The 22,865-nt window shown below is 70.9% G+C and carries 25 protein-coding genes; 11 read left to right on the top strand and 14 right to left on the bottom strand.

Going from position 1 to position 22,865, the window contains the following annotated elements; translation table 11 throughout:
- Positions 1-61 precede the first annotated feature (61 nt).
- Positions 62-1,513, bottom strand: a complete 1,452-nt coding sequence (locus ACFFXY_RS09305; RefSeq protein ID WP_382348806.1) for an MFS transporter — start codon at positions 1,511-1,513, stop codon at positions 62-64.
- A 164-nt stretch (positions 1,514-1,677) separates the two neighbouring features.
- Between ACFFXY_RS09305 and ACFFXY_RS09300 the strand changes: the two genes are divergently transcribed.
- Together ACFFXY_RS09300 and ACFFXY_RS09295 are read left to right on the top strand one after the other, a co-directional pair.
- Positions 1,678-2,067, top strand: a complete 390-nt coding sequence (locus tag ACFFXY_RS09300; RefSeq protein WP_382348803.1) for a winged helix-turn-helix transcriptional regulator — start codon at positions 1,678-1,680, stop codon at positions 2,065-2,067.
- Between the two features lie 74 nt (positions 2,068-2,141).
- Positions 2,142-2,528: a VOC family protein gene (locus ACFFXY_RS09295; protein WP_382348800.1), complete on the top strand. Its 387-nt coding sequence runs from the start codon at positions 2,142-2,144 to the stop codon at positions 2,526-2,528.
- A 56-nt stretch (positions 2,529-2,584) separates the two neighbouring features.
- Here ACFFXY_RS09295 and ACFFXY_RS09290 read toward each other — a convergent pair whose 3' ends face one another.
- The 5 genes from ACFFXY_RS09290 to ACFFXY_RS09270 form a co-directional block, all read right to left on the bottom strand.
- A complete protein-coding gene (locus ACFFXY_RS09290; protein ID WP_382348797.1) occupies positions 2,585-3,331 on the bottom strand; it encodes a class I SAM-dependent DNA methyltransferase in 747 nt (248 codons plus the stop codon).
- Between the two features lie 59 nt (positions 3,332-3,390).
- Positions 3,391-3,777: a nuclear transport factor 2 family protein gene (locus tag ACFFXY_RS09285; RefSeq protein ID WP_382348794.1), complete on the bottom strand. Its 387-nt coding sequence runs from the start codon at positions 3,775-3,777 to the stop codon at positions 3,391-3,393.
- An 81-nt stretch (positions 3,778-3,858) separates the two neighbouring features.
- On the bottom strand, positions 3,859-4,608 hold the full coding sequence (locus tag ACFFXY_RS09280; RefSeq protein ID WP_382348792.1) for an SDR family NAD(P)-dependent oxidoreductase: 750 nt from the start codon (positions 4,606-4,608) through the stop codon (positions 3,859-3,861).
- Between the two features lie 64 nt (positions 4,609-4,672).
- Positions 4,673-5,110, bottom strand: coding sequence for a hypothetical protein (locus ACFFXY_RS09275; RefSeq protein WP_382348789.1), 438 nt, complete (start codon positions 5,108-5,110; stop codon positions 4,673-4,675).
- Positions 5,104-5,565, bottom strand: a complete 462-nt coding sequence (locus tag ACFFXY_RS09270) for a hypothetical protein (protein ID WP_382348786.1) — start codon at positions 5,563-5,565, stop codon at positions 5,104-5,106. The genes ACFFXY_RS09275 and ACFFXY_RS09270 overlap by 7 nt, the downstream gene beginning before the upstream one ends.
- Before the next feature lie 154 nt (positions 5,566-5,719).
- Here ACFFXY_RS09270 and ACFFXY_RS09265 point away from each other — a divergent pair, with 154 nt between their 5' ends.
- The gene (locus ACFFXY_RS09265; protein WP_382348783.1) at positions 5,720-6,637 is read left to right on the top strand and encodes an NAD-dependent epimerase/dehydratase family protein; all 918 of its coding nucleotides are present in this window, start codon (positions 5,720-5,722) and stop codon (positions 6,635-6,637) included.
- Positions 6,638-6,732: 95 nt separating this feature from the next.
- Here the strand turns inward: ACFFXY_RS09265 and ACFFXY_RS09260 are convergent, their stop codons facing one another.
- Entirely contained in the window at positions 6,733-7,041 is a 309-nt protein-coding gene (locus tag ACFFXY_RS09260; RefSeq protein ID WP_382348780.1) for a hypothetical protein, read from the bottom strand.
- Positions 7,034-7,336, bottom strand: coding sequence for a hypothetical protein (locus ACFFXY_RS09255; RefSeq protein ID WP_382348777.1), 303 nt, complete (start codon positions 7,334-7,336; stop codon positions 7,034-7,036). The genes ACFFXY_RS09260 and ACFFXY_RS09255 overlap by 8 nt, the downstream gene beginning before the upstream one ends.
- Before the next feature lie 322 nt (positions 7,337-7,658).
- On the opposite strand from ACFFXY_RS09255, the gene ACFFXY_RS09250 reads away from it, so the two are divergent.
- Both ACFFXY_RS09250 and ACFFXY_RS09245 read left to right on the top strand, forming a co-directional pair.
- Positions 7,659-8,498 carry a Scr1 family TA system antitoxin-like transcriptional regulator gene (locus ACFFXY_RS09250; RefSeq protein WP_382348774.1) on the top strand — a complete coding sequence of 280 codons (840 nt, stop codon included), beginning with the start codon at positions 7,659-7,661 and terminating at the stop codon, positions 8,496-8,498.
- Positions 8,470-8,724, top strand: coding sequence for a DUF397 domain-containing protein (locus tag ACFFXY_RS09245; RefSeq protein ID WP_359949272.1), 255 nt, complete (start codon positions 8,470-8,472; stop codon positions 8,722-8,724). Before ACFFXY_RS09250 ends, ACFFXY_RS09245 begins: the two co-directional genes overlap by 29 nt.
- Before the next feature lie 54 nt (positions 8,725-8,778).
- Here the strand turns inward: ACFFXY_RS09245 and ACFFXY_RS09240 are convergent, their stop codons facing one another.
- The 4 genes from ACFFXY_RS09240 to ACFFXY_RS09225 form a co-directional block, all read right to left on the bottom strand.
- A complete protein-coding gene (locus ACFFXY_RS09240; protein ID WP_382348771.1) occupies positions 8,779-9,384 on the bottom strand; it encodes a hypothetical protein in 606 nt (201 codons plus the stop codon).
- Between the two features lie 152 nt (positions 9,385-9,536).
- Complete coding sequence (locus ACFFXY_RS09235) at positions 9,537-10,010, bottom strand: phosphotransferase (protein ID WP_382348768.1); 474 nt, start codon at positions 10,008-10,010, stop codon at positions 9,537-9,539.
- Positions 10,007-10,963, bottom strand: coding sequence for an inositol monophosphatase family protein (locus tag ACFFXY_RS09230; RefSeq protein ID WP_382348765.1), 957 nt, complete (start codon positions 10,961-10,963; stop codon positions 10,007-10,009). Before ACFFXY_RS09230 ends, ACFFXY_RS09235 begins: the two co-directional genes overlap by 4 nt.
- Before the next feature lie 155 nt (positions 10,964-11,118).
- The gene (locus ACFFXY_RS09225; protein ID WP_382348763.1) at positions 11,119-13,002 is read right to left on the bottom strand and encodes a glycoside hydrolase family 127 protein; all 1,884 of its coding nucleotides are present in this window, start codon (positions 13,000-13,002) and stop codon (positions 11,119-11,121) included.
- Positions 13,003-13,250: 248 nt separating this feature from the next.
- On the opposite strand from ACFFXY_RS09225, the gene ACFFXY_RS09220 reads away from it, so the two are divergent.
- From ACFFXY_RS09220 to ACFFXY_RS09210, 3 genes are all read left to right on the top strand, one after another.
- Positions 13,251-14,279, top strand: a complete 1,029-nt coding sequence (locus tag ACFFXY_RS09220) for a LacI family DNA-binding transcriptional regulator (protein WP_382348760.1) — start codon at positions 13,251-13,253, stop codon at positions 14,277-14,279.
- Between the two features lie 43 nt (positions 14,280-14,322).
- Positions 14,323-15,444, top strand: a complete 1,122-nt coding sequence (locus tag ACFFXY_RS09215; protein WP_382348757.1) for a low temperature requirement protein A — start codon at positions 14,323-14,325, stop codon at positions 15,442-15,444.
- A 118-nt stretch (positions 15,445-15,562) separates the two neighbouring features.
- Entirely contained in the window at positions 15,563-18,829 is a 3,267-nt protein-coding gene (locus ACFFXY_RS09210) for a phosphodiester glycosidase family protein (protein WP_382348754.1), read from the top strand.
- A gap of 29 nt (positions 18,830-18,858) precedes the next feature.
- On the opposite strand, the gene ACFFXY_RS09205 is transcribed toward ACFFXY_RS09210, so the two are convergent.
- A complete protein-coding gene (locus ACFFXY_RS09205; RefSeq protein WP_382348751.1) occupies positions 18,859-19,431 on the bottom strand; it encodes a DNA-3-methyladenine glycosylase I in 573 nt (190 codons plus the stop codon).
- 131 nt (positions 19,432-19,562) lie between these two features.
- On the opposite strand from ACFFXY_RS09205, the gene ACFFXY_RS09200 reads away from it, so the two are divergent.
- The 3 genes from ACFFXY_RS09200 (at position 19,563) to ACFFXY_RS09190 (ending at position 22,133) form a co-directional block, all read left to right on the top strand.
- Positions 19,563-20,216 carry a GNAT family N-acetyltransferase gene (locus tag ACFFXY_RS09200; protein WP_382348748.1) on the top strand — a complete coding sequence of 218 codons (654 nt, stop codon included), beginning with the start codon at positions 19,563-19,565 and terminating at the stop codon, positions 20,214-20,216.
- Positions 20,217-20,256: 40 nt separating this feature from the next.
- Positions 20,257-21,072, top strand: coding sequence for a class I SAM-dependent methyltransferase (locus tag ACFFXY_RS09195; protein WP_382348745.1), 816 nt, complete (start codon positions 20,257-20,259; stop codon positions 21,070-21,072).
- A gap of 104 nt (positions 21,073-21,176) precedes the next feature.
- Complete coding sequence (locus tag ACFFXY_RS09190; RefSeq protein ID WP_382348742.1) at positions 21,177-22,133, top strand: intradiol ring-cleavage dioxygenase; 957 nt, start codon at positions 21,177-21,179, stop codon at positions 22,131-22,133.
- A gap of 51 nt (positions 22,134-22,184) precedes the next feature.
- Here the strand turns inward: ACFFXY_RS09190 and ACFFXY_RS09185 are convergent, their stop codons facing one another.
- A complete protein-coding gene (locus ACFFXY_RS09185) occupies positions 22,185-22,805 on the bottom strand; it encodes a VOC family protein (RefSeq protein WP_382348739.1) in 621 nt (206 codons plus the stop codon).
- Positions 22,806-22,865 lie beyond the last annotated feature (60 nt).

The following is a 22,865-nucleotide window of genomic DNA, read 5'->3' as shown; positions in this document are numbered from 1 at the left end:
AACAGCAATGGTTACGACAGGGCCGCCGCCCCTCGCGGGGGACGGCGGCCCTGTCGTTCCGTCAGGCGGCGGCGGGGACGGGTTCGGCTTGGGCCGCTTCGGTCTTGCGGACCCGGATCACGGCGACGGCGACGAGGAACGCGACGGCGACCATGGCGGCGGCGATGGTGTACCCGAGCCGGTATCCGGCGGTGAGGGCCTCGGCCTGGGCGGCGCCGCCGTCGAGGAGCCCGGCGGTGCGGGCGGAGACGGCGGTGCTGATGACGGCGAGGCCGACGGCGCCGCCGACCTGCTGGGCGGTGTTGAACAGGCCGGAGGTGACGCCGGCGTCCTCGGGCCTGGAGTCGGCCATGCCGAGGGTCATGAGGGCGGGCATGGTCAGGCCGAAGCCGAGCGGGGCGGTGACCATGCCGGGGAGCACGTCGGTGAGGTAGGCGCCGTCGGCGCGCATCTGGGCGAAGAGCACGAACCCGAGGACCATGACGGCGAGGCCGACGACGGCGATCTTGCGGGGCGCGAACCTGGTGAGCAGGCGCGGGGCGACCCACAGGGAGACGGCGGCGATGACGAGCGGGGCGGGCAGGAACGCGAGGCCCGCGTCCAGGGGCTGGAAGCCGAGGACCTGCTGGAGGTAGAGGACGGTGAAGTACATGAACCCGAAGGCCGCGCCGACCATGAGGGCCTGGGCGATGTTCGCTCCGGCGACGCTGCGGGAGAACATGATCCGCAGCGGCACGAGCGGGGTGGCGGCCTTCGCCTGGCGGACGAGGAACCCGGCGAGGAGGAGCGCGGCGAGGGCACCGAACCCGATGGTGCGCATGGAGTCCCAGCCCTGGTGCTCGACCTCGATGAGGGTGTAGACGCCGAGCATGACGCCCGCGGTGACGAGGACTGCGCCGAGCACGTCGGCCCCGGCCTTGAGGCCGATGCCGCGGTCGTTCGCCAGCAGGCGCCAGGCGAGGACGCCGACGATGAGGCCGAGGGGCACGTTGATGAAGAAGATCGACTCCCACCCGATCGACTCGGTGAGCACGCCGCCGACAACGCTGCCGAGCGCGCCGCCTCCGGCGGACGCGAACCCGAAGGCGCCGATGCCCTTCGCCTGCTCGGCGGGTTCGGGCAGGAGCATGACGACCATGCCGAGGAGGCCCGCGGAGGCGATGGCGCCGCCGATGCCCTGCACGAACCGTCCGGCGAGGAGCAGACCTTGCGTGTCGGCGAAGCCGATGGCCGCGGAGGAGAGGGTGAACAGGGCCAGTCCGGCGATGAAGACCCATTTGCGGCTGAGGAGGTCGCCGAGGCGTCCGGCGAGGAGCAAGAGGCCGCCGAAGGGGATCACGTAGGCGTTGACGGTCCAGACCAGGTTCGACGGGGAGAAGCCGAGGTCGTCGCGGATCGCGGGGAGGGCGATCGTGACGATGTTCTGGTCGAGGACGATCATGACCTGGGCGGCGAGCAGGACCATGACGGTGAGCCAGCGGCGGCTCAGGCTCACTTCCGTTGCGGTGGACATCGCGGGGGCTCCTTCAGCTCTTGGGGAACGATTTGTTCCTGGAGCAATCATGTGTTCCAATGGAGCCGTCCGTAAGAAGGCACTTTCATGTACCGGGGGATACACGGATGTTCCTCTCCAGGTCATCCCCCGCGAGTGCCGCTCTGTGAAGTGGAGCACATGCCATGGCGAACGAATGCGACGACGTCCCGATGTCGGACGTGCAGGTCGAAGCGTGCCCGATCGTCCAGATCATCGACCGGGTCGCCGGCAAGTGGTCGGTCTCGATCCTGGTCGCGGCCATCCGCAACCCGGTCCGCTACACCGAGCTGGAGCGCAGCGTCCCCGGCATCAGCCGCCGCATGCTCACCCTGACCCTCCGCAACCTGGAGCGCGACGGCCTCCTCACCCGCACCGTCTACCCCACCGTCCCGCCCAAGGTCGAGTACGCCGCCACCGACTCCGCCCGCGAGCTCTACGGCCACCTCACCGGCCTCCTCGAATGGGCCGAACGCCACCGCCCCGACATCATCGAGGCCCGCGAACGCTACGACGCCCTCGTCGCCGCCGCCTGACCCGACCGTCTCGGAGCGGCTCCACCGCCCTTAATTCCGTTTCGCGCACCGCGCCCGGCCCTTACGATGCGGCAATGAAGGCACACTTCGAATGCGTCGTCCTCGACTGCCCCGAACCCCGGGCGCTCGCCGAGTTCTATCGATCGATCCTCGGCGGCGACGTCGACAAGCCGGACCAGCGCTGGTCCCTCGCCGACGGCAGCGCGACCCTCCACCTCGACACCGGCTTCGTGCTCCTCTTCCAGCCGGTCGAGGACTACCGCCCGCCCCAGTGGCCCGACTCCACCCGCCCCCAGCAGATGCACCTGGACTTCGCCGTCCCCGACCTCGACGAGGCCCAGACGGAAGTCCTCGCCAACGGCGCCACCCTCCTCGACGACCAAGAAGGCTGGCGCGTCTACGCCGACCCGGCCGGCCACCCGTTCTGCCTCGTCCGCGACTGGTGGTCCGCCAAGGCATGACCGCTCCGCTCGCCGACCCGGCCGTAGGTCGGGTTGACGGTGATGATCGGGCCGCCTTAGCGACCGTCGGTGGGGAGGCGGTAGACGGAGACGTGGGAGGGGGAGTCGGCGGTGAATTCGGTTCCCTGCCAGTCGGCGTGGCGGGATTCGAGGTGGAAGCCGGCGAGGCGGGCCATGAGGTCGAGTTCGGAGGGCCAGATGTAGCGGTGGGGGGAGCGGCCGAGGCGGGCTTGGCGGGTGTCGTCGAAGGTGAAGTGGTGGGAGACGAGGTGCTGGGTGAGGGGGTCGTAGGTGTCGAGGAGGATGTAGCCGTCCTCGACGATGCCGACGGTGGCCTTGCGGCCCGGCGGGAGTGCGCGCAGTTCGGGGACCCAGAGCTCGATCACGAAGCGGCCGCCCGGGACGAGGTGGCGGGCGGCGTTCTGGAAGCACTCGACTTGCAGGTCTTGGGTGAGCAGGTTCGAGATGGTGTTGAACACCAGGTAGGCGAGGTTGAATTCGCCGGGGGCGCGGACGGTGGTCATGTCGCCTTCGAGCACGGGGAGTGTCGATTCGTCCACTTTGGTGCGAAGCTGCGCGATCATGTCCGGCGACAGCTCGATCCCGGTCACCGGCACCCCGCGCGCGGCGAGCGGCACGCCCACGCGGCCGGTCCCGATCGCGAATTCGAGGGCGCGGCCGCCGTCGGCGAGTGCGGCGAGGCGGTCGACGGTCGGGTCGAGGACCTCCGGCGCGAACATGCCTTCGCCGGGCGTGTCGTACCTGCGGGCCGTCTCGGCGTCCCAAATGTCGTTCGATTCCATCGCCCCAGGATTCCCCACACCCACGCCCGTGTCGAACGGTTTGCGGCGGCGATACGGGGTCAGGAGACCGCGCGGGTCAGCATGTGCGCCTCGCGCATCCGGCCGTCCGGGGCGAAGCGGCCGAAGAAGTGGACGTCGATGGCGACGTCCTTGCCGCGCTGCGACGAGTGCAGCGTGTAGCGGGCGGCCAGCAGGTCGCCGTCGACAACGGCGTCATGAACGTCCATGCGGATCGTGGGCCGGTTCTTGCGGACCGGCCGCGTGTGGTCGATGAGCTTCTGGCGGTCGATGGGGTTCCCGTCGGCGACCTGGACGATGTCGGGCGTGTGGTAGCGGTCCACGACCAGCGCCGCATCCTCGTCGCCGGCGAGCAGGTCCCGGGTGAAGCCGGTGTAGAAATCGGCCATGAACTGCTTCGGGTCCTCGATGCTGTTGAGCTGCTTCATGGTTCCCAAGCCTGCCCGCGAAACGGCCCGGCGGCGTCGGCCCGAGGTCGGCCTTTGCGCCTACCCCCTGGGGCGTACGTGTCAGCGGGCCGGTTCGCGCATGTCGGTGGTGGCGAGGAGGCGGATGGTGAGGGACGGGGGCAGGGTTCGGGCGACGGCGGCTATGAGTCTGTTGTGCCAGCCGGGGATGCTCAGGGATTTCCGTTTGGCGAAGTCCCGCAATGCCTTCTCGGCCACCTCATCGGGGGACATCCAGAGGGGGCCGGGGACTTTGGTCATGTCCATCCGGGCGGTGTCGTGGAAGCCGGTGCGGGTGAAGCCGGGGCAGAGCGCCATGACCGTGACGCCTTGGGGGCGTGTCATTTTCGCCGTCGCCTGGGTGAAGTTGATGACCCATGCTTTCGAGGCGGAGTAGGTGGAGCTGGGGAGGAAGCCGAGGACGGAGGCGGTGTTGACCACTCCCCCGCTGCGGCGCTCCAGCATCGGGGGGAGGGCGGCGTGGGTCAGGCGCAGTACGGCTTCCATGTGCAGACGCGCCATCGCGATCTCGGCTTCGATGGGGGTGTCGAGAAATCGGGTCGGGTGGCCGAACCCCGCGTTGTTGACGAGGAGGTCGAGGCCGGAGCGGCAGCGGTCCTCGACCACGGCGAGGTCGTCGGGGTCGGTGAGGTCGGCCCGGATCGTCTCGCAGTCGGAGGAGGGCGGAAGGGGCTCGCGGTCCACGAGGATGAGTCGATGACCCTGGGCCGCCAGGAGTCTCGCGAGGGCCGCACCGATTCCGGAGGCGGCGCCGGTGATCAGGGCCGTCGGTCGCGGTGGCTCGGTGCTCATACGCCGGAGCATACGGACGGCAGGCCGCCCGAAGGCGGCCTGCCTGGACCAGTCGGGCCTGAGATCAGCAGGTGATGCGTTTGGTCGTGTCGTGGAAGGCGTCGAAGGTGTCTCCGATGATCTGAAGGGAGACGTAGTAGGAGCCGGTGCGGCAGGGCACGCTCAAGGTGAGCACGTAGTTCTGGTTGCCGCGGTAGGTCTTCGTACGCCCGTTGTCAGAGGCGCCGGGGCCGTTGATGTTGGAGTATTCGGTCCAGTATTGGCTGGAGCAGCCCGAGACGTTGACGCGGAAGTGCACCTGGACGATCGTCTGGACCTTGCTTGGCCCGCTGATGCCGCTGGCGACGATGCCGCAGGCGGCTTCGGCCGACGGCGCGGCGGCGGCATGGGAGGCCGGGACGGCCGCGGCGAAGGCGCCGGCGGCGATCAACATGAAGGTCACCGCGGCGCGGGTGATCCATCGTCGAAAGTTCATGGTCTGGTCCTTTCCGGGCTTCAGCACGAGTTCACGGTCAGGCGGGAGTCGCTGACATCGCTGGCCGATTGGCCGCTGCGCTGGACGATGATGTGGGAGATCCACTGGCCCCGCTTGCAGGACGCGGCGGTGCTGAAATAGCCGGAGTACGGCGCGTACACGGTCTGCTCAAACGTCTTGACCGGCACCCACACGCCGTTGGTGAGGATCGACGCGTGGATCAGGACCTTGTAGGTCCCGGAGCAGCCGGTCCCGCCGATCCTGATGTTGCCCGAGGCGCGGACGTTCGAGCCGGACTTGACCGCGTTGTTCGCGACGGCTCCGAGCTGACATTGGGCGGCGGCCTCGACTTCGCTCACGGCCGTGGTCTCAGCGTCGGCACCTGACGGGGCCGCCGTCGCGGTTCCGGCGATGCTCAGGCCCGCCAGTACCATTGCGAACGCCGCGAACAGCGACGTCAGCAGCCTTGATTTGGTGGTCATGGACTGTCCCTCCTTCTATGCAGGGTGACTTCAATCCATCGTGTCGAGATGAGATGCCGATCACCAGGCGGAACAGCGGCGGGAGTCCGGCGGCCCTGCGCAGAGGTGTCGACAGTGCGGGCCGACCTCGCATTCCGCGGTCTATCGTGATGCCGTGCATCAGAGGCGAGCAGTGTTCTTGGGCGGGACCGGGGCGATCGGCGGGGCCGCGGCCCTGCGGCTGGCGCGGGCGGGGTGGGAGGTCGCGGTCACCGGGAGGGACGCGGCGCGGATGCCCGCCGAGCTGGCGGCGGCCGGGGTCCGGTTCCACCGGGTCGAGCGGGGCGAGGTGCGGGAGGTGGGGCGGCTCGTCGGGGACGGGGTCGATCTGCTGGTCGACCTGGTCGCGTACACCGGCGAGGACGTCGCCGCGATGCTCCCCGTCATGGCGGCGGTCGGCTGCCCGGTCGTGGTCTCGGGGCGGGCGGTCTACGTCGATCGCGAGGGTCGGGACCTGAACGGCGAGGTGCCGCCGAGCTTCGACGGGCCGCTCTCGGAGACCGGACCCACGCTCACCCCCGCGCCGCCCGGCACCGATCCCTTCACCCGGGAGGGCTACGGTCCCTGCAAGGCCGCGGCCGAGCGGGTCGCGCTCGACTCGGGGCTCCCGGTCACCGTGCTCCGGCCGTCGAAGGTCCACGGCCGCTGGGCCCGCAACCCCCGGACCCTGACGGTCATCGAGCGGATGCGCGGCGATGCCGAACGGTTCGACCTCGCTTCCGGCGATGTCACCGACCACCTCTCGGCCGCAACGAACATCGCCGCGCTCATCGAGGTCGTCGCCTCCCGCCCCGAAGCGCGAATCCTGAACGCCGCCGACCCGGACACCCCGACCGCGGAAGCGATCGTGCGGGCTATCGCCGCCCAGATCGCCTGGGAGGGAGAGATAGTGCGCACCGAGGACTCCGAGCGCGGCCGCCATCCCTGGCAGACCCCCATGGTCCTCGACACCACCGCCGCGCGCGAACTCGGGTACCGGCCGGTCGGGACGGCGATCGAGCTGCTCTCCGAAGAGGTCCGCTGGGTCGCCTAGCGGACGCGAGGCCGTTCGGGCACTCCCAAGACAGGGGGCGGGGCCGGGCGGCTTCCACCAAAGCTCGCCCGGCCCCTGTGGGAGTGCGGATCAGGTCAAGGGGTGTCGGGTTCGGTTATGAGGGCGAGGGATTGGGCCATGATCCAGAGGGTCCATTCGTCGCCGTTCCAGGCGGGGGACCATTCGGGCGTGTCCTCGGGGTCGTCGGTGAAGCGGCAGCATTGGCGGGGGCCCGCGCCGTCATCGACGTCGAGGAGGTAGGTGGTGACGCGGGGCGTCTGGGCCGGGTGGGAGCCGAGCGTGTAGAGCGTGAAGACCGCTGGGCCGCGCTGGAAGTCGCCGAGATAGCCGTCTATGCCGGGCTCGCCGTCGGAGCGGAGGTTGTAGTCGTTCTCGCTAACCATTGCAGAACCTCGCCGCGCGGTAGAAGATGCGGAACGCCTGCTCCTCGACCCAGATCTTCGCGTGCGGCTTGAGGCCGTTCCAGAAGCGGCCCCAGGTGGCCTTGAGGTCGCCGGAGTTGAGGCCGGAGACGACGAGGACGACATCGCTGTTGTCGGGTCCGGTGAGGACCTGGAACGAGTCGGGCTCGACCGGGCCCGCGGCCCTGACCGTGTAGGTCCGGTACTCGTCGGAGAAGGTCCCGCGCACGAGGCTCTGCGGATCGGGCCCTTCACTCGTTAGGGGGACTGTTCTCATCGTAACTCCTTTTCGGACTGTCGGATTTCCGACACTCATCCACACGCTTCTTCCGGGACTGGCACCACGACGAAAGCAACGAGTCCGAAGTACGCACCTCATCCGCTCTCGACACCCAAGACTCTAGACGGTAAAATCCCAGGTCACAACATGTAATTCGTTGCAGCACAGGAGAACTGTGAATTTCCGACCGTAGAAAATCCACCGTAGTATTTCCACGGTGGGAACACCCCGCAGCGTTTCTCACAGCGGCGCAACAGGACCGACGTGTGCCATAGTGATGGACCGAACACATCAAGGACCACCGACCTTGGGAGCTGCGATGGCGAAGACGAAATCGGGAGCCTGGTTCATCCGCATGATGCTGAGAACCGGTCGAGACCGAGTGGGGAAGACGCAGGAGCAGATCGCGCGCGCCTGCCGCGTGTCCACCGATACCTACCGCGCGTACGAGGCGGGGCGATCCAGCCCCCACGCCAGGAACATGGAGAAGCTGGCAAAGCAGTGCGGCTACGACGAAGAGATGGCCGAGTACATGGTCAAGGCCGCCGACTCCCGGGATGAGGAGTGGGAAGCGCTGGAAGCGAACCCGCGGTTCAACGCCCTGTACATCGCCCTCGCAGAGCACTTCTACGGCGAGATCTTCAAGTTCGACGCGCTCATGATCCCCGGACTCCTTCAGCTCCAGGGGTACCACTACCTCGTTGTCAGGTTGGCCGAACCGCTCGCCAACGATGAGTTCATGGACGGCGGTTGGGACTTCAAAGAGACCCGCATCGCCGACATCGAGGCCCGAGCCGATCGGCCGATCTTCCAGTTCCTCATCGGGGAGGCCGCACTCATCCAACTGCGGATGGTCTCCGAGGAGCTCTACCAGGAACAGATGGCGCACCTGCGTCGCTGGGCGAGGAGGCCCGGAGTCTCCATCCGCATCCTCCGCGGCCCGGTTCTCGCTCAGCGGAGCAACTTCAGCATCTATCACGTCGGGAAGAGCCCCCAGGCTGGTCCGGCCATCGCCTACTCGGAGATCGTCGACTCCAGCTGGCTCATCGATGACCCCAAGCGCATCGCAAGTTACGATGAGATCCGCAAGATCCTTTGGAAACAGGCGATCCGGATCGAGGTCTACAACGATGACGACTGGCGTTACAGTCTGGCGTAAGAGCACCCGCAGCGGCGGCGGCAACAACTCCGACTGCGTCGAGGTTCGCCGGGCCTGGCGCAAGAGCACCCGCAGCGGTTCTGGGAACAACTCCGACTGCGTCGAAGTGGCCTTCTGCGCCGACGACGCCGGTTTCCACCTGCGGGACTCGAAGCTCGACACCGAATCCCCGGTGTTCGATCTGACCGCTGCCGACTTCACCGCCCTGGCGAAGGCTGCTGGCTGAGCAAGTACAGACCTGAACGGGAGAGGCGACCGCATCGCGGTCGCCTCTCCCGTTCTATTCGGCTTCTGCGGCCTCTGCCGCTTCGTCCGCGGCCAGGCGTTTGTACGCCTCAGGATGGTTGCGGCGCAGGAAATCCCGGTGGTACTCGGTCTTCTCGGGGTCGCCGAGGCGCTTCCAGACGGCGACACCCGCGATGTGGGCGTCGTGGCCGTCGGGTTCGAGTTCGAGGGCGCGCTCGTAATGGAACTTCATCGCCTTCTCGGAGATGCCCTCGTCCCCCACCGACGCCAGCATCGCGTGGAAGCTCGCCTTGTCCGGGTGGTGCGTGATCGCCTCGCGCAGTACCTCGGCCTGCTCCTTGTAGCGCTCCTCGCGGTGGAGCAGCGACGCGTGGACGAGCAACGCGGGCGTGTCGGAAGGATCGGCCGCGCGAGCCGCCTCGATGAGGGTGAACGCCTCCTCGGTGCGGCCCGAGAACCCGTAGGCGTGCGCGAGGACCACCGGGCCGACCGACTCGGGGCCGTAGCGCTCCAGCGCGGAGTCGATGAACCGGAGCGCCTCGGTTTGGCCGTTCTGCTCATCGTTCGACATGAGGCCGAGGACCCGTGACTCCAGCATGTAGCGCACGATCTCCGGATCGGCCCGGTCCAAGGCCTTCAAGACCACATCCTCGCGCCTGCGTACTCGACGTTTCGCCACTTCCAGGACCGCCCTTCGCACGAACTCGACCGGACCCTTGAGTTTACTTGCGTTCCATGACGAAGCAAGCGCGCAGCGTCACGTGTCTTCCCGCCTCGCCCGCTCGGCTCCGTCTAGGGGAGGCGGGCCGCCAGCGCGCGGGCCCTTGCGCGTTCGGGCGGGGTGATGCCGGTGTCGGCGTCGCGGAAGCGGAGGGCAGTGTCGAGGGCCGCCGGTGTGACGGTGCGGGCGAGGGCGTCGCGGAGGGGGGCCGGGTCGATGGGGAGGGTCGCGGGGTCGAGTTCGGCGATGATCGTCCAGGAGACGGCGCGGTCGACGGCGGGGTCGCCGGCGGCGGCGTTGGTCCAGTCGATGACCGCGGGGCCCGCGGGGGTCTCGATGATGTTCTCGGGGTGCAGGTCGAGGTGGAGGATGGTGCGGCCGTTCATGTCCAGGCCGCGGGTTTCGCCGGGGAGCCAGTCGGGGGCGGGGAGGCGGTGGAGGCGTTCGAGGAGGTCGAGCATGATCGCGGCCGCGCCGCGCGGGGCGACGCGGCCGGTGAGGAGGTTCTCGGCGAGGGTGGGGCCGTGGAGGCGTTCCATGGTCATGTCGGCGCCGTCGATCCTGAAGACCTCGGGGACGGGATATCCCTGCTCACGGAGGTGGGCCATGAGGCGGGCTTCAGGTTCGAGGTCCCATGAGCAGCGGCGCAGGACCCGATTGTCGGACAGGGCGTATACCTTCGAGGCCCTGCCCGCCGAGAGGAGGTGCATAACGCGATTTCGGCCAGGAGCGCCCGGTGGAGTTCGGGGTTGCAGGCGAGGATCGAGGTGGCGCTGGTGTCGTAGTCGACGCCGTCGAGGTCGGTGACGAGGGCTCCGGCTTCGCGGGCGATGACGACTCCGGCGGCGACGTCCCACGGGTTGATGAACGAGTGGTAGGTCGCGTCGACGCGTCCGGCGGCGGTCCAGCACATGTCGAGGGCGGCGGTCCCGAGCATGCGGACCCGCTGGATCTTGGGGACGAGGCGGCGCAGCAATTCCAGGCGCTGGGCGTTGCGGCGGACCGATTCGGCGGTGACCCCGAAGTCGCCGAAGGCGACCACGGCGTCGGAGAGCTCTGAGGGTCCGCGGACGGTGAGGGGGTGTTTGTTCAGGGCGGCGCCGTGGCCGAGGGCGGCGGTGAAGCGCTCCTCGCTGACGGGGGCGTCGACCACGCCGACGACGGAGATGCCGTTGCGGGTGAGGGCGAGGGACACGGCGTAGAGCGGGGAGCCGTGGGCGAAGTTGACGGTGCCGTCGATCGGGTCGAGGACCCACTCGTAGTGGGACTCGGTGTTGCCGGTGCGGCCGCGCTCCTCGCCGAGGAGCGGGATGTCGGGGGTCTCGGCGGCGAGGAACTCGCGGACGGCGTCCTCGACGGCGTAGTCGAGGTCCGTGGCGTAGTCGCGGTCGCCCTTGCCGCTGATGGAGCGCTCGCGCCCGAGGCCGGTCCGGATGACCTCTGATGCGGTCGCGGCCGCCTGCTCGGCCGTGCCCAGGAAGTCCAGCAGATCGCTCATTATTCGGTTCCTCGTCTCGTCAAACCCACCCGACGGACCACATCCTAGACGTGCAAGACCAAGCGCCACTTGGACTCCCAGTGCGATTTTTCCGGCAATCGCGGCGAGTCCGGGGCCGGTGCGCCCGCAAAGCGGTGCGCACCGGCGCAAATCACTCAGGTGGCGGGCAGCCACACCCGCATCGCGGCGGGTCCCCGGGTGGCGCGGAGTCTAAACGGCAGGAGCGGGATCTCCGCGGCCTTGCCGTCGTCGTCGGGCGCGGCGGGGCCGTAGGGCCAGGCGTCGGGGCGGTCGTGGACGCGGGCGGCGACGTGGACGGCGCCGTCGCGCAGGACCGGGGGGACGGCGGTGTCGACGGTGAGTTCGTCGAGGTCGCCGCCGGGGAAGTCCAGCGATTCGGCGCAGAGGACGACCGGGCCCTGTTCGACGGCGGCGCAGCCGCGGACGGCGTCCACGCGCGGGTCGGGGCGGGTCCAGCGCGGGGCGACCGAGAAGTCCAGGTGGATCTCCTCGCCGGGGGCGAACTCCCCGATGCGGCCCACGGTGACCGCGCCGGGGGTGATCCGGCGGACCGAGCCGTCGGGGTGGGTCAGCCGCACGTCCTCGGCCCAGGAGGGGACGCGGAAGGTGATCTCGCGGCTGCCGCCCTCGTTGGCGTCGACGCGGACGGTGACGCGGCCTTCCTCCGGGTAGTTCGTCTCGACGGTGAGGGCGAGGCGGGAGCCGTCGACGACGGTGTCGATGGTGCAGGGCGTGAACTGGTGGATCTGGACGCCGCCGTCGTCGGTGGTGGCGACGTAGGCGGCGAACTGGGCGAAGGTGCGGGCGAGGTTGGTCGGGCAGCAGGAGACGTTGAACCACGGGGCGCGGTGGCCGCCCGCGAGGGTGTGCGAGAGCGCCTGGCCCCCAGGCGGCTCGGGGTCGGCGGTGCGCTGGTGGAGCGGGTTGGCGTAGAAGAACGACCTGCCGTCGGGGGCGACCGCGCCGGAGAGGACGTTCCAGGCGATGCGCTCGATCATGTCGCCGTAGCGGGTGTCGCCGGTGGCGAGGGTGAGGCGCCAGGCGGTCATGACGGCGGCGATCCCGGCGCAGGACTCGGCGTAGGCGCGGTCGGGGCTGAGGGCGAAGTCGCGGCCGAACGCCTCGTCGGCGTACTGGGAGCCCATGCCGCCGGTGAGGTGGGTGCGGCGGGCGACGGTGCGGTCCCATTGGCGGCGCACGGCTTCCAGGAGGTCGTCGTCGCCGGTCTCGACGGCGACGTCCACGGCCCCGGAGGACAGGTAGAGCGCGCGGACCGCGTGGCCGCGGAGGACCTCGGCGTCGCGGACGGCGGTGTCGTCCTGGTAGTAGAAGCCGTTCTCCTTGAGGGTCTTCTGGCCGTGGCGCTCGATGAAGAGGCGGGCCTGCTCCAGGTAGCGGGGCTCGCCGGTGGCGCGGGAGAGCTCGGCGAGGGCCACCTCGATCTCGGCGTGGCCGCAGATCCGCTCGATGCCGCCGGGGCCGAACGTGTCGCAGACGTGGTCGGCGACGCGGCGGGCGATGCGGGTGAACTCGTCCTCGCCGTGGTTGCGCAGGCGGGCGACGGCGGCCTGGATGAGGTGGCCGGCGCAGTAGAGCTCGTGGCCCCATTCGAGGTTGGAGTAGCGGGGCTCCTGTCCGGGGTTGCCGAACGCGGTGTTGAGGTAGCCGTCCTCGTGCTGGGCGGCGCCGATGCGGGCCGTGAGCTTCTGGAACTCCTCCTCCAGGCCGGAGTCGCCGGTGCGGCCGATCTCCCAGGCCATGGCCTCGGCGAGCTTGTAGACCTCGGAGTCGGAGAACTCGCGCCCGGCGCGCTGGAACGGCCGCCCCGGCTCCTCCCCCGAGGCGACGCGGTCGAAGTTGCCGATCCAGTCGAGTGCTTCGAGCCAGTGCAGGCAGTGGCGGATGGTCGCCGCCGCGTTCACCGCCTGCCGCTCGCCCCAGTGGCCTCCGGTGAGGCGCACTTCCTCCGTCCCCAGCGGGCGGAAGGTACCGGTGGAGGGCATTACGGGTGTTCTCATGTTCATCCTTCGAAGGCTCCGGACGTGGGTCCTCGCGGTGGGCGAGGGGGTCGGCTCCGAAAGCTTGCGAAAAGGTTTTCGGAATGCCGTCGAGACGATGCTAGGGGCTGTCCGGGCTCCGCGTCAATGCGTGGAGCCCGGTGGATCGAGACCGGGCGACGGACGGCGGCATCTGGACCGAAAGCCTGGTTCGCAGGATTTCCCGTCGTCGGCTACAGTCGATCCGTTCCAGACCGAAGGAGGACGAGGTGGCCCGAACCCCGGCGCCGCGCGGCGCCCGCGCCGCGACGCTGACCGACGTCGCCCGGCTGGCGGGCGTCTCCGTCGCCACCGCCTCGAAGGCCCTGAACGGCCGCAACCACGTCAGCGCCGCCACCCGCCAGCGCGTCGCCGAGGCGGCCGCGCAGCTCTCCTTCTCCCCCAACTCGCTCGCCCGCGGTCTCCTCGCGGGGCGCACGGGCACCGTGGGGCTCCTGACCTCGGACCTGGTGGGGCGCTTCAGCCTCCCGATCCTCATGGGCGCGGAGGACGCGTTCGGCGCGGGCGAGATGTCGGTGTTCCTGTGCGACGCGCGCGGGGACGCGATCCGCGAGCGCCACCACGTGCAGGCGCTGCTCAGCCGCCGCGTGGACGGCCTCATCGTGGTGGGCTCCTCGACCGACCCGCGCCCGCCGCTCGCGGCGGCCGTCGACGTGCCGGTCGTGTACGCCTACGCGCCTTCGGAGGACCCCGAGGACCTGTCGATCGTGCCCGACAACGTGGGCGCGGGCCGGATGGCCGTGGAGCACCTGGTCGCCTGCGGGCGCACCAGGATCGCGCACATCTCGGGCGACCGCGGCTTCTCGGCGGCGCGCGACCGCGTGACCGGCTCGCTCGCCGCGCTCGACGCGGCGGGGCTGGCCCTGGTCGGCGACGTCGCGTACGGCTCCTGGGAGGAGGGCTGGGGCCGGGCGGCGGCCGGGATGCTCCTGGACCGGGAACCCGATGTGGATGCCGTGCTGTGCGGCTCGGACCAGGTGGCGCGGGGCGTGCTCGACACGCTGCGGGAACGGGGCCGGCGCGTCCCGGAGGACGTGGCGGTCATGGGCTTCGACGACTGGGCGGTCATGACGACCGGCGCCCGGCCGAAGCTGACCAGTGTGGACATGAACCTGGAGGAGCTGGGGCGCAGCGCGGCCCGCGCGCTGTTCGAGGCCATCGGCGCCGAGCACGGGCGGGGCGTGCGGACCGTGCAGTGCCGGGTGGTCGTGCGCGGCTCCACGGTGGCCGAGGGCTAGGTTCCGCACCGGTCCCGGCGCGGGGGGAGTATCTTCTCCGGTCGTGACCGAACAGATGACCTCCGACCGCCACGCGACCTGGCTCGAACTGTTCTTCGACCTCGTCGTCGTGGCCGCCGTCGCCCAGTTGACGCACCTGCTGGTCCACCCCAGCGGGCTGCACGTGGCGGCGTTCTTCACGCTGTACACGGCGATCTGGCTGGTCTGGACCTCGTTCACGGTGTACGCCAACGTCGCCTCGGAGCGGACCCGCACCCGGACGATGCTGCTGGGCATGGTGGGCCTCGCGGCGATGGCCGCGGCCGTGCCGGAGGCGACGGGCGCGCACTCGGCGGTGTTCGCCGCCGCGTACCTGTACACCACCGGGATCGCCTCGCAGGGGCTCACGCGCTCGGGCCGGATGGTCATGAGCTGGTCTGCGGCGCAGCGGAACGCGGGGCTGCTGCCGTGGATCGTCGCGTTCTGGGTGGACGACCCGCGGTGGAAGCTCGCGCTGTGGGCGCTGGGCGTGGCGATGACGCTCGCCGGGGCCGTGCTCGTGGGCGACGACAAGGACCGCATGCGGGAGTTCCAGGACCGGCTGCGCGAGCGGGCCGAGCGGAGCAGGCGTCCGGCGCAGGAGTTCGAGCTGTCGGACGTGCAGGGCTCGCACCTGGGCGAGCGGCTGGGCCTGTTCGTCATGATCGTGCTCGGCGAGGCCGTGCTCCAACTGGTGACCGCGATCGGCGAGGTCGAGTGGGGCTGGAGCCAGGTCGGCATCGGACTCGCCGGGTTCGGGCTCCTCATCGGACTGTGGTGGCTGAACTTCCGGTACGGGTTCGACGAGGAGAACCAGACCGCGCCCAGGTTCCTGCTCCCGGCGCACCTCGTGGTCGCCGTGTCGGTGACGCTCGTGGCGTTCGGCCTCGGCACGGCCGCCGAGCACGCCACCGCGCCGCTCCCGGACCTCCACCGGTGGCTCCTGTGCGCCGCGCTCGCGGTGTGCCTCGGCCTGTGCGCGCTGGCCAACCGGGCGTGGTGGTGCATGGCGGTGCTGGCGGCCCCGATCGCGGTGGCGGCCTTCGGTTCCCAGGTCGCGGCGGTGTTCACCGTGCTCGTCCTGGCGGCCTCGACGGGCGCGTTCGTGCTCTACTTCCTGCGCCGGACGGCAACCTCGCGGGCATGAGGGGTCCATCCAGAGTTTGGCATTAATTTTCGGGTTCGGGTCTACCCATGAAGGGGATTTTCATGGGATCTTCTGGAGGACCTCTGTACCCGAACTCCCCCGAAGGCCAGGTCCCACCGTGCGCACCACCGCTCCCTGGATCCTCGCGGCCGCCGCCCTCGCCGCGCTGTTCGTCCCACCGCCGGCCACCGCCCAGACCGGGGAGGACGCCGCCGTCCCCGTCGACGGCCAGAGCCGCCCCATCGCCCCCGGCATCGAGCTGGCGTCCTTCGACCGCTGGGAGGACCAGGGCTGGATCCGCGGCGACGCGGCCACCGTGGACCTCACCGGCGGCGCGGTCCCCCGCTACCTCGACCCCGGCGCGATCGCCGCGTCCGCGCCCGTGCGCGACCAGCTCGACGGCGTCGAGGACGCGGTCCTCGCGTTCAACGCGGACTTCTTCGACATCAACGACACCGGCGGGGCCGAGGGCGCGGCCGTCGCCGACGGCGAACTCGTCAAGTCCGCCGCCACCGGGACCTCCGACACCATCGCCTTCGCCGCCGACGGCACCGCCTCCGTGCAGCGCATCGGCTTCGACGGCACCGCCACCCTCCCCGGCGGGACCCTGGACCTCCACGGCCTCAACACGACCGCGCTCCCGGTGAACGGCGTCGGCGTGTACGACGCGCGCTGGGGCGAGGCGAGCCGCATCCGCGTCGCGGACGGCGCCATGGACGTGGTCGAGGCGACCGTGGTCGACGGGATCGTCACCGCGGTCACCGACGACCCGCAGGCCGGGCCGATCGCCGAGGGCGCGTACAGCCTGGTCGGCCGCGAAGCGGGCGCGACCGCGCTCGCCGCGCTCCAGGTCGGCGACGCCGTCGCGGTCGAGTACGCCGCCGTGACCGACGGCGACCTCCCGCAGACCGCCGTCGCGGGCAACCAGCTCCTCATCACCGACGGCGAGCTCGTCAACCAGACCGACCAGGCCCGCCACCCGCGCACCGCCGTCGGCGTCTCCGAGGACGGCACCGAGCTGTACGTGCTCACCGTGGACGGCCGCCAGGCCGCCAGCGGCGGCTACACCCTCCGCGAGACCGCCGAGGAACTGCTCGCCATGGGCGCCTACAGCGCCCTCAACCTCGACGGCGGCGGCTCCTCCACCCTCATCGCCCGCGCCCCCGGCACCGAGGACCTCGTCACCGTCAACAGCCCCTCCGACGGCACCGAGCGGTCCGTGGGCAACGCCCTCGCGTTCACCGTCCCCGGCGGCGACGGCGAAGCCGACGGGTTCGCCGTCGCCCCGCAGGCCCCGTTCAGCCCCGGCGCGATCGAAGGCGCCGACTACGACCGGGTCTTCCCCGGCCTCACCCGGCCCCTGTCCGTCGCCGCCTACGACGACGCGTACGGGCCCGCCGACGCCGACCCGCGCTGGAAGACCGACCCGTCCCGCCTCGGCTGGGTCGACGGCGACGCGGTCTTCCACGCCCGCAACCGATCCGGCGAGGCCGTCGTCACCGCCAGGGACGGCCGGGCCACCGGCTCCACCACGCTGACCGTCCTCGGCGCGCTCGACGCGATCGCGCCCTCGCAGCGCCTCCTGGCCCTCCCCGACGCCGAGGCGACCGCCGGGTTCCAGATCGTCGGCACCGACGCGGACGGGTTCACCGCCCCCATCGACCCCGCCGACGCCGACCTGTCCTACGACGGCGACCTGTTCGCGATCGAACCGGACGGGCTCGGCGGCTACACCGTCGCCGCCAAGGCCGCCGGCGGGTCCGGGACCGTGGAGATCACCGTCGCCGGGAAGACCACCGCGCTCGCGATCACCGTGGGCCTCGACGAGCAGGCCGTCAGTGACTTCAGCGACGGCGCGCAGTGGATCTTCTCCACCGCCCGCGCCACCGGCTCGATGGCGCCCGGCGAGGGCCACGACGGCGACGCCGGGCTCACGCTCACGTACGACTTCACGCAGTCGACCGCGACCCGCGCCGCCTACGCGCGGCCCCCGGCGCTCATCCCCGTGGACGGGCAGCCGCAGCGGTTCGGCATGTGGATCGAGGCCGAGGGCCTCGGCGAGTGGCCGTCCCTGCAACTCAAGGACGCCAACGGGACCGACGTGGTCCTGCGCGGCGACTACCTCACCGAGCCGGGCTGGAACTGGATCGAGTTCGACGTGCCGCAGGGCACGCAGTACCCGGTGTCGGTGTACCGCTTCTACGTCGCCGAGACCCGCCCGTCCGTGACCTACCACGGGTCGGTCACCATCTCGGGCCTCACGGCGTACACCGCGCCCGACGTGGAGATCCCCGCGGCCGAACCGCGGGTGGACACGATGGTCGCGAGCAACCTCGACGGCGCGGACTGGACGTTCGCGGTCATGTCCGACGCCCAGTTCACCGCCGAGAACCCCGACAGCGCGATCGTCGCCTCCGCGCGGCGGACCCTCCAGGAGATCAAGGCCTCGGACGCGGAGTTCGTGATCGTCAACGGCGACCTCGTGGACGAGTGCGAGCCCGACGACCTCGCGCTCGCGGAGCGGGTCCTGGACGAGGAGCTGGGCGACGAGCTCGACTGGGTGTACGTGCCGGGCAACCACGAGGCCATGGGGTGCTCCGTCGCGGACTGGTCGGCGGTCTTCGGGCCCGCGTACCAGACCTTCGACCGGGGCGGCACGCGCTTCATCACGCTCGACACCTCCGGCCTGACCATCGGGAAGGGCGGCTGGGACCAAGTCCTCATGCTGCGCAACGCCCTCGACGCGGCCGCCGAGGACCCCGACGTGGACTCCGTGGCGGTCGTGGCGCACGTGCCGACGAACGACAAGAGCCCGCAGGCGGCCTCGCAGCTGGGCGACCGGCTCGAAGCCGAGGTGGTCGAGGAGTGGCTCACCGGGTTCGAGGCCGACAGCGGCAAGGACGCGGCCTACATCGGCGCGCACGCCGGGTACTTCGACGCGTCCCGTGTGGACGGCGTGAACTACTGGGTGAACGGCAACTCCGGGAAGGCGCCGTCCACGACGCCCGAGGACGGCGGCTTCGTCGGCTGGACCCAGTTCGGCGTCGAGGACTCCGGCCGCGGCGAGTGGCTCAGCGCCCTCGTCCGCCCGCAGGTGGACGCGCTCACCGTGACCGCCGACGACCTCGCCCCCGGCGCGACGGTCGCCGTCGGCGCCGAACTGGCCCAAGGGGATGCGACGATCCCGCTGGTCTACCCGATGGGCGTCGAGTGGACCGGGTCGAACGTCTACATCGGCGACCGGCCGGGGCCGCTCGCGTGGCTGCGCTACGCCGCGTGGTTCGACCCCGAGACGCGCGAGCTCACCGCGTGGCGCCGCGGCACCGTGGAGCTGACGGCCACCGTCAACGGCGTCGCCGCGACCGACACCGCGACGATCCGCTAGCGGAGGGGGCCGCCGCGGCGGCCCCCTTTTCAGTCCCGCTCCGGGACGTGGCAGTCGGCCAGGTGGTCGTCGACCATCCCGACGGCCTGCATCATCGCGTACGCGGTGGTCGGCCCCACGAACCCGAAGCCCTCCTTCTTCAGCGCCTTCGACAGGGCCTTCGACTCCGGCGTGACCGCCGGGATGTCGGCGAGGGACTTCGGGCGCTCGCGCCGCTCGGGCGCGAAGGACCACACCAGGTCGCTGAGGCCGCCGTCCATCCGGGCGGCGGCCTTCGCGTTCGCGATGGTCGCCGCGATCTTCGCGCGGTTGCGCACGATCCCCGCGTCCCCCAGCAGCCGCTCGGCGTCCGCGTCCGTGAACCGCGCGACCTTCGCGATCCTGAAGCCCGCGAACGCCTTCCGGAACGCCTCGCGCTTGCGCAGGATCACCAGCCACGACAGGCCCGACTGGAACGCCTCCAGGCTGACCCGCTCGAACAGGGCGTCGTCGCCGCGGACCGGGCGGCCCCACTCGGCGTCGTGGTAGTCCCGGTAGATCTCCGGCTCGGCGCCCCACGGGCACCGCGCCAGCCCGTCTGCCGACGTCACCGCATCGCTCAAAACCCTCTCCCCCTCCTCGACCGGTCGCGAGCCTACGCGATGGGTCCGACACGTCCCGGGGACCGGGATGTCGGTGGCTTGTTGCAAGATATTTGCAATAGAGTCCCCACATCCCCTACGAAGGAGCACCCATGAGCACCTCCCCCACCGGCCACACGATCCCCGACCTCGTCATGGCCTGGGGCCGCGGCCGCGCCCACTCGCGCACCACCGCCCAGCCCGAGCCGATCGACGGCGGCTACGAAGTCGCCGTCGGCCCGCCCAGCACCGAGGTCCGCAAGGTCTACCACACCTACACGCCCGAGTTCCTCGCCCAGACCGCCGCCGCCCTCGACACCCCCGGCCACCAGCTCATGATCGCCGGACCCGACGCGCTCCTGCGGTCCGCGATCCCCGCGACCTGGACCATGGACCAGGGCGGCCACCTCATGGCCGTCGTCTTCTCCCCCGACCCGTACACCGTCCCCGACGGGTACCGGCTCGTCGTCGAGACCGAGGGCCCGCTCACCGTCGCCCGCGCGTTCCACACCAACGGCGACCACGCCGCCTCCGCGCGCCTGGGCCGCGACGGCGAATTCGGCGTCTTCGACAAGGTCGTCACCGCCGACAACCACCGGCGCCGCGGCCTCGGCTCCACCCTCATGCGCGCCCTGACGCTCAACGCCCACGCCCTCGGCATGCGCTCGGGGCTCCTCGTCGCCAGCGACGAGGGCCGCGCCCTCTACGAGCACCTCGGCTGGACGTTCGTCTCCGACTTCCCCGGCGCGCGCTCCAAAGCCGCCTAAATCGCTTGCCGGTCATGCGGTCCGCTGCGAGAGTGGCCGCATGACCACCGACTCCGCCTGGCGCGACGCGAACCGGGCCATGTGGGACGAGCGCGTCCCGATCCACGCCGCCAGCCGCTTCTACGACCAGGACGGGTTCCGCGCCGGAGGCGGCGACGTCAACGCGTTCGAGGCCGAGGAGGTCGGCGACGTCACCGGCAAGCGCCTCGTCCACCTCCAGTGCCACATGGGGCAGGACACCCTGTCGTGGGCGCGCCGCGGCGCCGCCGAGGTCGTGGGCCTCGACTTCTCCGAACCCGCCGTCGCCGTCGCGCGCGGCCTCGCCGCGGAACTGGGACTCGACGACCGCGCCTCGTTCGTCGCCGCCGACGTCTACGACGCGCCCGAGGCGCTCGGCGGGCGGACCTTCGACGTCGTCTACACCGGGCTCGGCGCCCTGTGCTGGCTCCCCGACGCCGAGCGCTGGGCCGACGCGGCCGCGTCCCTGGTCGCGCCCGGCGGGTTCCTGTACCTCGCCGAGTTCCACCCGCTGGCGGACGTCCTCGACTGGGACACCGGGACGCGGATCGAGCGCAGCTACCTCCGCGCCGAGCCGATGGTCTTCGACGAGCCGGGCACCTACACCGACGGCGAGGCCGACACTCAGAGCAATCTCAACTTCCAGTGGACGCACCCGGTGAGCGAGGTCGTCTCGGCGCTGGCCCGCAACGGCCTGCGGATCGAGTTCCTCCACGAGTTCGACTGGACCCTGTTCCAGCATCTCGGCCCCGTTGAGCAGCGGGAAGGCCGGTTCCAGTGGCCGGAGGGGGCGCCGCGGACGCCGCTGATGTACTCGCTCAAGGCGTCCCGGGTGTGACGGCCGCCGCGCGCTGGTTTCCGATCCTCCTCTGACCTTTCCTCCAGTGGTCGCCGGGTTTGTCCTCCCAGAATTCCAGGGACGAACCGCCAAGGAGGAATGCCGTGAAGACGAAGCAGCACCAGACGCCGAGCTACGAGGGCCGCCCGTACGCGAAGCCGGAGGAGGAACTGGTCGACCAGGGCCTCCAGTTCGACATCGGGACGCTCCTGAGCCGGCGCGGCGTGCTGTTCGCGGGCGGCGCGGCGGCCGCGGTGGGGCTCGCGGCGTGCACGAACTCGGCCGACGCCGCGGGCGCGGACACGAGCGCCGCGGCCGACGCGTCGGACCTGACGGAGATCCCCGAGGAGACCGCCGGGCCGTACCCGGGCGACGGGTCGAACGGCCCGGACGTCCTGGAGCAGTCGGGCGTGGTCCGCAGCGACATCCGGGCGAGCTTCGGGGACAGCACCACGGCCGCCGAGGGCGTGGACCTGGAGATCGAGCTGACGCTCTACGACATGGCGAACGACAACGCGCGCTTCGAGGGCGCGGCCGTGTACCTGTGGCACTGCAACAGGGACGGCGAGTACTCGATGTACTCCGACGCGATCGTGAACGAGAACTACCTGCGCGGCGTGCAGGTCGCCGACGCGGACGGGGTCGTGAAGTTCACGAGCGTCTTCCCGGCCTGCTACTCGGGCCGGTGGCCCCACATCCACTTCGAGGTCTACCCGGACGTCGACTCGATCACCGACAGCGCCAACGCGATCGCCACGTCGCAGATCGCGCTCCCGCAGGACGCGTGCGACACCGTGTACGCCGAGGAGGGCTACGAGCAGTCGGTGGAGAACCTCTCGCAGGTGTCCTTGGAGACCGACGGGATCTTCAGCGACGACGGCGGGGCCTCGCAGCTCCCGTCGGTCAGCGGCGACGTCGCGGGCGGCTACGCCATCGCGCTCCCGGTGGGAGTGGACACGACCACGGAGGCGGGCGGGGGCGGCTCGGCCCCGTCCGGCGGCGGCGAGGGCGGCCCCGGCGGGACCCCGCCGGGCGGCTCCGAGTCGAGCGGCGACAGTTAAGGGCAGGGAGAAGGCCCGCGACCGCAGTGCGGTCGCGGGCCTCTGCGCGTCTCAGATGAGGACGACGAGCCCGGACTCGCCGAAGAGCGTCGCGGCGAGCGCGCCGCGGTTGGCGGCCTTCATGGGGAGCTTCGCGCCGACGGCCTCGATGTGCGGCTCGACGCGCTCGGGGTGCGGGTGCACGGCCTCGATGCTCACGAGCGGGACGACGGGCAGGCCGGCGGCGGGGTGCGGGGTGCTCCCCCAGTCGATGAGGAACGGGACGGGGCCGCGGTGGCGGCCCTCCTTGTCGAGGGTGAGGCGCCACGAGAGGGTCGCGCCGTCGGGGGTCTGGCGGGTCATCTCCCACGGCTCGCCCGGGTCGTACCCGGCCTCGCGGGAGGCGGCGACGGCGCCGTCGATGTCCTCGGTGCGGACGGCCCAGGTCACCAGGCGGGCCTCGGTGAGGGTGTCGATGCCGAAGGGCCGCCACCGGTCGGGGGCGGGCTGATCGGGGTCGGGGCCGATGATCTCCAGGTACGCCCCCTCGCCGACGCCGAGCAGGAAGTTCCTGGTGCCCAGGCCCTGGTGGACGCCGCCGGGGACGGGTCGCGTCCCGGTCAGACGGGCGACCTCGTTGACGGTGGCGGCGAGGTCGGGCGTGGCGAGGACGAGGTGGTCGAGTGAGGACATGGGCCGGATTCTAGTCACGAAGCGCCACAGCCGTAACCGCCGTCCTGAAACCGCACCGGC

It is taken from the genome of Glycomyces mayteni (assembly GCF_042428885.1).
Taxonomy (GTDB): domain Bacteria; phylum Actinomycetota; class Actinomycetes; order Mycobacteriales; family Micromonosporaceae; genus Glycomyces; species Glycomyces mayteni.
The sequence above is the reverse complement of the archived record's forward strand: the minus strand, read 5'-3'. Positions and strand labels throughout refer to the sequence as shown.